Annotated in this window: 9 protein-coding genes and 1 tRNA gene; 8 read left to right on the forward strand and 2 right to left on the reverse strand. The window is 72.3% G+C overall.

The window, feature by feature from the left end; genetic code table 11:
* Window positions 1-67 precede the first annotated feature (67 nt).
* Window positions 68-152, forward strand: a tRNA-Ser gene (locus D1648_RS15825).
* 85 nt (window positions 153-237) lie between these two features.
* Here the strand turns inward: D1648_RS15825 and D1648_RS15830 are convergent.
* On the reverse strand, window positions 238-1,299 hold the full coding sequence (locus tag D1648_RS15830) for an Rv2578c family radical SAM protein (RefSeq protein WP_122943561.1): 1,062 nt from the start codon (window positions 1,297-1,299) through the stop codon (window positions 238-240).
* A 58-nt stretch (window positions 1,300-1,357) separates the two neighbouring features.
* On the opposite strand from D1648_RS15830, the gene D1648_RS15835 reads away from it, so the two are divergent.
* The 4 genes from D1648_RS15835 (at window position 1,358) to D1648_RS15850 (ending at window position 4,410) form a co-directional block, all read left to right on the forward strand.
* Window positions 1,358-1,894, forward strand: coding sequence for an OsmC family protein (locus D1648_RS15835; RefSeq protein ID WP_122943562.1), 537 nt, complete (start codon window positions 1,358-1,360; stop codon window positions 1,892-1,894).
* A 116-nt stretch (window positions 1,895-2,010) separates the two neighbouring features.
* Window positions 2,011-2,742 (forward strand): methionine ABC transporter ATP-binding protein, encoded by a 732-nt coding sequence (locus D1648_RS15840; protein ID WP_122943563.1) that lies wholly within the window; start codon window positions 2,011-2,013, stop codon window positions 2,740-2,742.
* Window positions 2,739-3,416 (forward strand): methionine ABC transporter permease, encoded by a 678-nt coding sequence (locus D1648_RS15845; protein ID WP_122943564.1) that lies wholly within the window; start codon window positions 2,739-2,741, stop codon window positions 3,414-3,416. The genes D1648_RS15840 and D1648_RS15845 overlap by 4 nt, the downstream gene beginning before the upstream one ends.
* 79 nt (window positions 3,417-3,495) lie before the next feature.
* On the forward strand, window positions 3,496-4,410 hold the full coding sequence (locus D1648_RS15850; RefSeq protein ID WP_206424826.1) for a MetQ/NlpA family ABC transporter substrate-binding protein: 915 nt from the start codon (window positions 3,496-3,498) through the stop codon (window positions 4,408-4,410).
* Window positions 4,411-4,510: 100 nt separating this feature from the next.
* Here the strand turns inward: D1648_RS15850 and D1648_RS18470 are convergent, their stop codons facing one another.
* Entirely contained in the window at window positions 4,511-6,550 is a 2,040-nt protein-coding gene (locus D1648_RS18470; protein ID WP_122943565.1) for an alpha/beta fold hydrolase, read from the reverse strand.
* Window positions 6,551-6,655: 105 nt separating this feature from the next.
* Between D1648_RS18470 and D1648_RS15860 the strand changes: the two genes are divergently transcribed.
* Genes D1648_RS15860 through D1648_RS15870 form a run of 3 tightly spaced genes read left to right on the forward strand, consistent with a single transcriptional unit; the run spans window position 6,656 to window position 11,258 of the window.
* Window positions 6,656-8,014 carry a glycosyltransferase gene (locus D1648_RS15860; protein WP_241155543.1) on the forward strand — a complete coding sequence of 453 codons (1,359 nt, stop codon included), beginning with the start codon at window positions 6,656-6,658 and terminating at the stop codon, window positions 8,012-8,014.
* The gene (locus D1648_RS15865; protein WP_122943566.1) at window positions 8,011-10,059 is read left to right on the forward strand and encodes a right-handed parallel beta-helix repeat-containing protein; all 2,049 of its coding nucleotides are present in this window, start codon (window positions 8,011-8,013) and stop codon (window positions 10,057-10,059) included. The genes D1648_RS15860 and D1648_RS15865 overlap by 4 nt, the downstream gene beginning before the upstream one ends.
* Window positions 10,056-11,258: a nitrous oxide reductase family maturation protein NosD gene (locus D1648_RS15870; RefSeq protein WP_122943567.1), complete on the forward strand. Its 1,203-nt coding sequence runs from the start codon at window positions 10,056-10,058 to the stop codon at window positions 11,256-11,258. Before D1648_RS15865 ends, D1648_RS15870 begins: the two co-directional genes overlap by 4 nt.
* Window positions 11,259-11,324 lie beyond the last annotated feature (66 nt).

Below are 11,324 nucleotides of genomic sequence, written 5' to 3' on the forward strand. Positions count from 1 at the left end.
CTGTAACCGGTCGGTTCGCGCCGGCCTGCGCTCTCGGGTATTCTGATCACCGCTCTTCACGAGCGCTGGAGGATTCGCCTAGCGGCCTATGGCGCACGCCTGGAACGCGTGTTGGGTTAACGCCCTCGGGGGTTCAAATCCCCCATCCTCCGCCGCAGGAGAAGGCCCCTGACCAGCGAGTTCACTCGCCGGGCAGGGGCCTTTCGCCGCGCCTGGGCGGCCGTCGCCCGAGCCCGCTCAGAACAGCGCCGGCTGCGGCATCGGATCGAGAGCCGGAGGGGCGGACGGCCGACGGGAGGACCTGCCGGCGAGTCGGCGCTGCTCGGGCTGGTCCTCGTCCTCGCGGGCGTCCAGACCGTGCTTGCGCAGCAGGGGCCGCAGACGCCGGACGAGCTGGGCGCGGTAGCTCGCAGGGGCGTAGGAGGAGCTTCCGTAGAAGCGGCGGTACCCGGTCGCCAGGTGCGGGTGCTCGCGCTGGATCCACTCGAGGAACCACTCCTTCGCCCCGGGCCGCAGGTGCAGCGCGCCGAAGACGACGCGCGACGCACCCGCCTCCGCGATCCGGGCGAGCGCATCGTCGAGCTGCGCGTCCCCGTCGGTCAGCCAGGGCATGATCGGCATCAGGAAGACGGTGACGACGAAGCCGGCGTCGGCCGCGGCGCGCACGGTCGCGAGCCGGGCCTCAGTGGTGGGGGTGCCGGGCTCGACGGCCTTCTGGAGCGCGTCGTCGAACACGGCGATCGACATCGAGAGGTCCACGGGCACGCGCCGGGCGGCCTGCTCGAGCTGGGGCAGGTCGCGGCGCAGGAGGGTGCCCTTGGTGAGGATCGACAGCGGCGTGCCGGACTCGGCGAGCGCGTCGATGATCCCGGGCATGAGCCGGTACCGACCCTCCGCCCGCTGGTAGGGGTCGGTGTTCGTGCCCAGCGCGACGAGATCATGGTTCCAGGAGCGGCGCGAGAGCTCGGCGCGCAGCACCTCGGCGACGTTGACCTTGACGATCACCTGCTGGTCGAAGTCCGCCCCGGCGTCGAGGTCGAGATAGCGGTGCGTGCTGCGCGCGAAGCAGTACACGCAGGCGTGCGAGCAGCCGCGATACGGGTTCACGGTCCATTCGAAGGGCATCGAGCTCGCCGCGGGGACGCGGTTCAGCGCGGACTTCGCGGTGACCTCGTGGAAGGTGACGCCCTGGAACTCCGGCGTGGTCACGCTGCGCACCAGGCCCGACAGGCCGAGCAGCGCCGGCGTCCCGGACTGCTGCCCGCCCTTCGGGCCGATCTCCTGTCCGCTCCACCGCATGCCAGGTAGTCGAACACATGTTCGAGTCGTGGTCAACCAGGCGGGCTAGCCTGGAGAGATGGCGACCGACCCCCTCCCCACGACAGGCGCGATCCCCCAGAGCAGCCCGCCCGACGGCACAGCACCCGCGCCCACCTCGGGCGACCGAGCCCTCTACACCGCACGCGTCGACAACCTCGGCGGCACCTCCGGGCAGGTGCGGATCCGCGACGCGGCGGGCGTCCGCCTCGGTGCGACGTCGCCTGATCCGGACGGTGTGCTCTCCCTGCCGACGGGCGGGCCGTCGGCCGCGGCGAGCGGGTTCAACCCCGAGCAGCTGCTCGCGACGGCCTGGTCCACCTGCCTCGGCGAGACGCTGACGGTGGTGCTCGCGGAACAGGGGCATCGGGTCGAGAGCCGGGTGGGCGTCGAGGTGGAGCTGCGCCGCGACCCCGCCGGCGGCTATCGCTTCATCCCCCGCGCGCAGGTCGAGATCGACGAGCTGCCCGCCGAGGAGGCGTCCCGCCTGATCGCCGCCGCGCACGCCCGCTGCCCAGTCTCGAAACTGCTCACGAGCGGAGGCGAGGCCCCCGTGACGCACCGCATAACGCACTGACCCGCCCGCTGGATAGGCTTGCCTCACCTGCTCCGCAGTCCTTCCCTCCGCACCCGCCCCGTCGGCCGCATGCTCCACCGCGAGCGCCCGCGGGCCCCTCCCTCCCCCGAGAGCCGATGATCGAGTTCCGACAGGTCAGCAAGACGTTCATGCAGGGCCGTGCCACCGTGACCGCCCTGGACCGCATCGACCTGACCATCGCGGAGAACGAGATGGTGGGGATCGTGGGCGAGTCCGGCTCCGGCAAGTCGACCCTGCTGCGCCTGATCAACCACCTCGAGGCGCCCACCTCCGGCACCGTGCTCGTCGCCGGCGAGGACCTCGACGCCCTCCCCGCCCGCACCCAGCGCGCCCGTCGGCGCGACATCGGCATGGTGTTCCAGCAGTTCAACCTGCTCGCGAACTCGCCCGTGCTCGAGAACGTCGCCCTGCCGCTGCGGCTCCAGGGCCGACGCGGCCGCGACCGGGCGCTGCAGATGCTCGAGTTCGTGCGGATGGCCGACCATCGCGACAAGCACCCCGCCCGGCTCTCCGGCGGCGAGAAGCAGCGCGTCGCGATTGCGCGGGCCCTGGTGACCCGGCCGCGGATCCTGCTGTGCGACGAGCCCACCTCGGCCCTGGACTCCGGCCACACGGAGGAGGTCATGGACGTGCTGCGCAAGGTGCGGCGCGAGTTCTCCACCACGATCGTGCTGGTCAGCCACGAGCTGGAGACCGTGAAGAGCTCCTGCGACCGAGCCGTCGTGCTCGAGGAGGGCCGGATCGCCGCGCACACCGACGTCACGCCCCCGCCGCCGCGCGAGCGCAGCGGCAGCTATGCGCAGCGCGCCGCGGAGTTCCTGGCATGAGCGAGCTGCTCGCGCGTCTGACCGAGTACCGCGGCGAGATCATCACCTCGATCGTCGAGACCGGCTACATGCTCGGCAACTCCCTGCTCGCCGCGGTCCTCGTGGGCCTGCCGGTGGGGACGCTGCTGTACCTGGCCCGGCCCGGCGGCCCCTATGAGCGGCGCTGGCTGCACAGCGCCCTGAACGTCTACGTCAACGTGGTGCGCTCGGTGCCCTTCCTGCTGTTCGTCGTCGCGCTGATCCCCTTCACGCGCTGGCTGGTGGGGACCTCCTTCGGCACCACCGCCGCCTCTGTGCCACTCGCCTTCGTCGCCGCCGCGCTGTATGCGCGCTTCTCGGAGCAAACGCTGCTGGACGTGCCCGAGCAGACCGTCGAGCTCGCCCGCTCCCTCGGCGCGAGCCCCCTGCAGCTGGTGACCCGCTTCCTGTACTCCGAGGCCCGCTCCGGGCTGGTGCTCAGCCTGACCACGGTGACGATCTCGATGGTCAGCTACTCCACGATCATGGGCGTCGTGGGCGGCGGCGGGGTGGGCGACTTCGCGATCCGCTACGGCTACCAGACCTACGAGTACGACCTCATGTACGCCACGATCGTGCTGATGATCGTGGCGGTCATGCTCATCCAGGGGGCGGGGACGCTGCTCTCGCGCTCCCTGGACCGACGGGGGCGCTGACCTCGCCGGTCCTCTGCCCGCACCTTTCCTCTGCCCCCGCCGGCTCCCTCATCCGCCCCGATCAGGAACGAGACATCCCGTGACTCCCTCCCTCCGCCGTTCCCCCGCCTCCCGCACCGCCGCGCCCCGTCCCGCCGCCCGCACCGTCGCAGCCCTCCCCAGCCGACGCGCCGTCGGCCTGACCGCCCTCGCCGGGAGCGCGGCGCTGGGCCTCGCGGCCTGCGGCGTCGGTGGCTCCGCCTCGGGCGAAGCGTCCGAAGGCGGCGACGACACCCTCATCAAGGTCGCCTCGCACCTGCCGCCGATGACCGACGTGGTCACCACCGCCGCCGAGGTCGCCGCCGAGGAGGGGTACACGGTCGAGCTCGTGCAGGTCAGCGACAACGTGCAGTACAACCGCCTGCTCGCCGACGGCGAGGTCGACACGAACTTCGCCCAGCACGAGCCGTACATGACCACCTTCAACGAGGAGAACGGCACAGAGCTCGTGAAGCTCGCCGCGATCTACGACGCGAAGGTCGGCTACTACTCCAAGGCGTACTCCGACGTCGAGGAGATCCCCGAGGGCGCGAAGGTCGCGATCCCGAACGACGTCTCCAACGAGGGCCGGGCGCTCGCGATCCTGCACGAGCACGAGCTGCTGTCCCTCCCCGAGGACGCCGGCTTCGAGGGGCGGATCGCCGACATCGTCGACAACCCCCTCGATCTCGAGTTCGTGCAGGTGGACCTGCTGAACCTCGCCTCCGCCTATGACGAGGACGGCATCGCGCTTGTCTACAACTACCCCACCTACATCTCGAAGGTGGGGCTCACCCCGGCCGATGCGCTGCTGCTCGAGGAGACCGTGGACCAGCGCTTCGCGATCTCGCTCGTCGCCCGCGAGGACAACAAGGACTCCGCGAAGATCCAGGCGCTGCAGCGGGCGATGACCAGCGACACGGTGCGCGCCTTCCTCGAGGACGAGCACAGCGAGACGCTGCTCTCCTCGTTCTGAGGCGGGGCAGGCCCTCATGGCTCACGGATGCTTCGTTCTCCGCCGCATCCCGCCCCGAGACGGCTGAGAACGAAGCATTCGCGAGCGGGCAGGCGGCATCTCACCCGAGCGTCGCGGGACGCTCCCAGGTCTCGCCGCGCACGTGCTCGTCGAGGAAGCCGAGGAAGGTCTCGTACCAGACCTGCGCGTTGCCGCGGCCGGTGATCCAGTGCCCCTCGTCGGGGAAGTACAGGTAGCGGTGGCGGGTGCGGCCGTGCTCGTCGCGCGGGGTGGCCGAGTACTCGTTCAGGTCGTGCCAGAGGGCGTGGCCCTGCGCGATCGGGACGCGGTAGTCCTTGTCGCCGTGGATGACGAGCATCGGCGCCACGATCTCGCGCACGGAGTCCTTCGGGTTGTAGCGCGCGTTCTGCTCGATCATGGGGCGGTGCCAGCCGGCGTTGTCGGTGGTGGAGCCCATCGTCTCGGTGTCCCACAGCGAGGCGTGGGTGACGATGCAGCGGAAGCGGTCGCCGGTGTGTCCGGCGACCCAGTTGGCCATGTACCCGCCGTAGGAGCCGCCGGCGAAGGCGGTCGCGGACTCGTCGATGTCCTCGCGGGCGATCGTGACGTCGACGAGCGCCATGATGTCGGTGTACGGCGCGCCGCCGAGCTCGTGCTGACCGCGGTCGATCATCGACTGGCCGTAGCCGGTGGAGATCGCGGGGTCGGGCAGCAGCACGGCGTAGCCGGCGGCGACGAAGGGGCCGGGGTTCCAGCGGTAGGTCCAGGCGTTCCAGGAGCCCCAGGGGCCGCCATGGGCGAAGACGACCAGCGGGTGCGGCCCCTCCCCCGCGGGCAGGCGCAGCCAGGCGCGCAGCGCGGTGCCGTCCTCGGCGGTGGCGGTGACCTCGGTGAGCGTGCCCTCCTGGGCGAGGGCGTCGGCCGGGTTCGGCAGCGCCTCGACGGCGCCGCTGCTGCGGTCGATCCGCACGGGATGCGGGGCCACGGCGATGCCGGAGGCGGAGGCGATGATCGCGCCGCCGGCGATCGAGAGGTCCGAGAAGGCGAGGTCCTGCTGGGGTCCGCCGGCGAGGCGACGCGGAGCCGCATCGCTCACGCCCCCGATCCAGACGGCGCCGCGCCCGGTGTCGTCGCTGGTGGCGACCAGCGTGTTCTCGTCCAGCCAGACGGGCTCGACCCAGTGGTCCAGCTCCGGCCAGACGGCGGCGGACTCGCCGGTGGCGAGGTCGAGCAGCTCGATGCCGACGGACATGGTCTGCGTCTGCGTCCAGACGCGGTGGCGGCCGATCAGGGCGCGGTCGCCCGAGGGGCTGAACTCGCCCGGTCCGTGCTCGAGCTGGTTCGTGCCCTCGCGCAGCAGGCGCGGCGGCTGCGCGCCGACGAGGTCGAGGAGGTAGAGGTCGGTGACGGCGAGGCGGTCGTCGCGGGTGTCGGCCATGGCGACCAGCGCCTGCTCGCCCGTGCGGTCGACGGTCCAGTCCACCAGGCGTCCGGGCGGCATGGTCACGTGGCGGAGATGGAGGACCTGGGTGGGGGCGTCCTCGTCGCCGCCCGCCTCCTCGGCCGTCGGGGCGGGGGTGCGTTCGGCGGTGGCGAGGTCCTCGGGCAGGGCGGCGATCGCGAGGACGGTGCGGGAGGGGCCGAGGTCGTGGTCCCAGTAGCGGGTAGGGAAGCCGCTGTGGAGGGCGGCGGTCACCTTGGCCTTCGTGCGCGTCGCGGAGAGCTCGGCGTGGGTGGTCTCGTCGGTGGCCTGGGAGTGGATCTCGAGCTCGGTGAGCAGGTAGCGGCCGGCGACGGCGAGGCCGCCGAACCCGCCGGGGCGGGAGGCGAGCTCGCGGGCCTCGCCGCGCGGGGGCAGCGCCCACAGCTGGGCGTCCTCCGTCTCCTCGCCGTCCTCGCCGACGCGCTTGGCGGTGAAGAAGGTGGTGCCGTCCTCGGCCAGGGCGACGGCGCCGATGGAGGCGCTGCCGCGGGTCAGGGGCACGAGCCTCTCCCCGTCGATCTCGACGAGGGCGCCGCGGTAGGAGGTGCCCTTGGCGTCGAGCGCCGACACCCGCGCCACGATCCGGCCTCCCTCGGTGGTCTCCAGCCCGGTCAGTCGGGTCGCGTCCAGCAGGGTCTCGATGCTCGTGGAGGTCATGGCTCGCCATCCTCGCATCCCGGGCAGGTCAGGCATACCTGAAAGTCCGGGGAAAGCCGGGCTCTCCACCATCTCCGGGTCGTGAACAGAACCGGAGGAGACCACGTGCTGCACCGCATGACCGCACCACCGCTCGAGGCCTCGCCCGCAGGCGACACGGTGGACACCCTCGCCCAGGGGCTGGGACGGATCGGCTCCGTCGTGCTCGACCTGGCCGGGCACATGGGCCCGTACGCCCCGATCGCCGTCGCCGGGACGGTGGTCTGGCTGATCTGGCTGATCCGAGCGGTGCTGTCCTGGACCACGCCGCCGATCGAGAGCGACTTCCGCACCAGCACCTCGGTGATCGTGCCGTCGTACCACGAGGACGTCGACATCCTGATGGACTGCCTCGACACCTGGCGGGAGCAGAACCCGGACGAGATCATCATCGTCCTGGACGTCGCGGACACGGAGGCGCATGCGCGCATCACCGCGCTCGGGGACCCTCGCATCCATCCGGTGCTCTTCGACCACGTCGGCAAACGCAGCGCGCTGGGCGTCGGCATCCGCGCCGCGCAGGGCGAGGTGCTGGTGCTCGTGGACTCGGACACGCGATGGACGCCGGGGCTGCTGGAGAACGTCCAGAAGCCGTTCGCGGACCCCGATGTGGGCGGCGTGAGCACGCAGCAGAACGTGTACCAGCGCACCACGAGCCTGTGGCGTCGGATCGCGGACTGGCTGGTCGACCTGCGCTATCACGACTACGTGCCCGCGCAGGGCAGGTTCGGCGCCGTCGCCTGCCTCTCGGGCCGCACCGCCGCCTACCGGGCCGCCGCGGTGAAGCCGGTGGTCACCGACATGGAGGACGAGTTCTTCCTGGGGCGCCGCTGCATCGCCGGCGACGACGGCCGCCTCACCTGGCTCGTGCTGGCCTCCGGCTATCGCACCGTGCACCAGCGCTCCGCCAAGGCGCTGTCGATGTTCCCCGCCACGTTCACGGCCTTCGTCAAGCAGCGCGTGCGCTGGAGCAGGAACTCCTACCGCTGCTATCTGACCGCGGCGTTCAAGGGGTGGCTGTGGCGGGTCCCCGTGATCACGAAGATCACCGTGCTGCAGATCCTGCTCACCCCGGTCACGATGGGCATGACCATCGCCTATCTGCTGTTCAGCCGCGTGGAGCTGACGCAGATCGGCATCATCGCCCCGCTGCTGTGGCTGATCCTGACCCGCGGCATCCGCGGCATCTCGCATCTTCGCCGGCACCCGCAGGAGATCGTGATCCTCCCGGTGGTCGTGCTCGTGGTCATCTTCATCGCGCTGCCCATCAAGGTCTTCGCCCTGGTGACGATGAACAAGCAGGGCTGGCTGACCCGGAGCGCGAACGCGCTCGGCGGCGACGGCCAGACCTCCGGCACGCTCACGGCGGCCGCCGCTCCGGCCGCCTCCGCAGCGCTCGCGGAGCCTGTCGAGGTGGCGTCATGAACCCCGCGCGCCCTCTCTTCCGTCGTCTCGCCGGGGCATCCCGCCCGGTCACGGACTGCCCGCTGAGCGCCGCCGGGCTGCGGGCCGCAGCGGTGCTGGTCGCCGCAGCCGTCCTGCTGGCCGCGGCCGCCCTGCCGCTCGGCGCGGCTCCGGCCCTCGCCGAGGGGCAGGGCGGGCGGTCCCACACGGCCGAGGTCGAGCCCGACTATCCCGGGGACCCGTCCCGCGAGTCGGCGGAGGCGCGCGCCGAGGGGCGCCGGCTCACGGACGTCGCCGCGATGGTGGACTCCACGCGGTGGGCGTTCGCCGAGGGCGCCGCGCCGCTGTCGCTGCCCTCGGGGGATGCCGAGAGCGTCGTCCTGCTCGCCCGCGAGACGCCCTACACGCTGGCGGAGCTCGCCGAGATCGTGCCCGACGCCGTCGAGCGCGAGGACGACGGCTCGTACCTGATCTCCTCGCACCTGGTCGTCGACCGCGGCGCGACCCTGCGCATCCATGACGACGACGGGCTGGTCGTGCACCTGCGGAGCACCCCCGAGGGCTTCGCCTCGATCGTCTCCCTCGGCGGCGACCTGGAGATCGCCGGCGGGGAGGAGGACCCCGTGGAGATCTCGGGCTGGGACAGCTCCCGCGACGCGGCGGACGAGGACACCTCCGACGGCCGCGCCTACGTCCGCGCGCTGGCGGGGTCGGTCACCGCCCGGGACGTCGACCTCAGGCATCTCGGCTTCTGGTCCGGGCCGACCGGCGGCCTCGCGCTGACCGGCTCCGACGCGCCCGCCATCCGGACCGCGGACGGGGACGTGGTCGCGGACCCCGAGGAGCCCAGCGCCGTCGAGCCCGATCCGAGCTCACCGGTCCTGCTCCCGGACCCCGATGAGGAGGACCGCGACCGCACGGTCTCCGCGACGCTCGAGCGCGTCTCCGCACGCGGCACGGCGATCGGCCTGTTCGCCGCGAACACGGCGCAGCTGACGGTCAGAGACAGCGACTTCACCGGCAACCTGCTGGACGGGGTGGTGCTGCATCGCTTCGTCACCGCGGCGCGGCTGAGCGGGGTCCGGGCGCACTCCAACGGCGGGGACGGGATCCGTGCGGGGCGCGGGACCACCGACGTGTCGATCGACGAGGCCGAGGTCTCCCGCAACCGCGGCAACGGCATCACCCTCGAAGGTTCGGCCCTCGCCGACGGCCCGGGCGCCACCGGCCTCGCCACCGGGGTCTTCGGCGGGCATGCCGTCTCCGGCAGCACCGTCACGGGCAACGGCCGCTACGGGATCCAGGTGATCGGCGGCGCGGGGACGACCCTGCGCGACAACGCGGTCTCCCGGCACACCAGCGGCATCGTCGTGGTCGGCGCCGCCTCGCAGCCCGAGATCTCCGGCAACCGCGTGCGCTTCAGCGACGAGCACGGCATCAGCCTCCGCGACGACGTCGCCGACGCACTGATCAGCGAGAACACGATCAGCGGGGCGGATACGGCGATCTATGCGCGCGGCGCGTCGGGGGAGGTCGCGGGGAACGTGATCCGCCGCGCGACGAACCACGGCATCACCGTCATCGACCAGTCGGGCACGACCACGGTGTCCCGGAACTCGATCGCGGGGAAGGGCCCCGCCGCGATCGACACCTCCCGCTCCGGGACCAGCGCGGTGCTGATCGCGAACTCCGCCGCGCAGTGGGAGGTCACCAAGCCGCTGCCGGTGATCCTCCAGCGGATCTTCCAGCCCCTGACGGTGCTCTGGCTGACCATCGCCCTGCTCCTGCTGGTCACGGCCGGTGCGACCGTGCGGCGCGGCCCGGGCCGCGGGCGACGGACCCACCCGTATGCGGACCGCACCCCGCTCATGCAGCTCAGCGCCGGGGTGGTGCCCGCCCCGGCGCAGGCCGCACCGGTCGAGGCGCAGCAGCGCGGGCGGGCCCCGTCCCCCGCCGCGCGCGGCAGGCGCCGCCGCTCCCTGTCGGTCGTCGGGGACGGACCCGGCACCCCGGGGCGCCCCCACGACCGACCCCGCACCGCGACCCGAGGAGGGACGCACGCATGACCACGCAGAGAAGACACGGACCACGCCGCGCCGCCGCCCTGACCGCGGCCCTCAGCACCCTGATCCTCGCCGCGGCGGTCGGGATCGTGCTGCTCGGCGGCCCGTCGCAGGAGCCCGCGCCCACCGGCGGCGGACCGTCGGACGGCGGAACCGCAGGCGTCGGCTCCGACGACGGGGGCTCGGACGACGGCGGCTCGGCGCCCGGCGCGACCGACCCCGACGCTCCCGACGGGCCCGCCCCTGGCGGCGGCCCGGTCCCGGGCAGCGTCGAGCGGACCACGCAGTGCCCCGAGGCGACGACCGACGTCGAGGACTCCGGGACGCTGCGCACCGCGCTCGAGAGCGCGCGCCCGGGGGACGTCATCCGACTCGCGCCGGGCGTCTACGAGGGCGAGTTCACCGCCCGCGCGGCCGGCACGCAGGACGCCCCGATCACGCTGTGCGGCGATCGGGACGCCGTCCTGGACGGCGGGGAGCCCGACGGCGGCTACACCCTCCACCTCGACGGCGCCTCGCACTGGCATCTGCTCGGCTTCTCCGTCACCGGCGGGCAGAAGGGCGTGATGCTCGACGGCACCGAGCACTCGGTGATCGAGGGGCTCGCCGTCTCCGACGTCGGCGACGAGGCGATCCATCTGCGCACCCACAGCTCGCACAACGTCGTCGTGGGCAACCACGTCTCCGGCACCGGCCTGCGGAAGCCGAAGTTCGGCGAGGGCATCTACGTCGGCTCGGCCGAGAGCAACTGGGAGGACCTCACCGACGGTGCGCCCGACACCTCCGACGAGAACCTCATCGAGGACAACCGCATCGAGGGTGTCACGGCCGAGGCCGTCGACATCAAGGAGGGCACCACCGGCGGGATCCTCCGGAACAACACCTTCGACGGCTCGGCGATCGACGGGGACGACCACGCCGACTCCTGGGTCGACGTGAAGGGGAACGACTGGGTCATCGAGGGGAACACCGGCACGGGGTCCCCGGCCGACGGGTTCCAGACCCACGAGATCCTCGACGGCTGGGGAACCGGCAACGTCTTCCGCCACAACACGGCCGACATGACCGGCACGGCCGACGACGGCCGCGGCTTCGCCCTCACCCCGGAGCTCGAGAACGTCGTCGAGTGCAGCAACGAGGTCTCCGGCACCGACCAGGAGCTCGCCACCACCGACTGCGTCCAGGACGCGGACGCCCCATGACCACCCCGGAGGACATCGTCATGACCACCGACATCCTCAGAACGACCGACACCTGCACCGCACCGA

Source organism: Brachybacterium sp. EE-P12, from assembly GCF_003711805.1.
Classification (GTDB): Bacteria; Actinomycetota; Actinomycetes; order Actinomycetales; family Dermabacteraceae; genus Brachybacterium.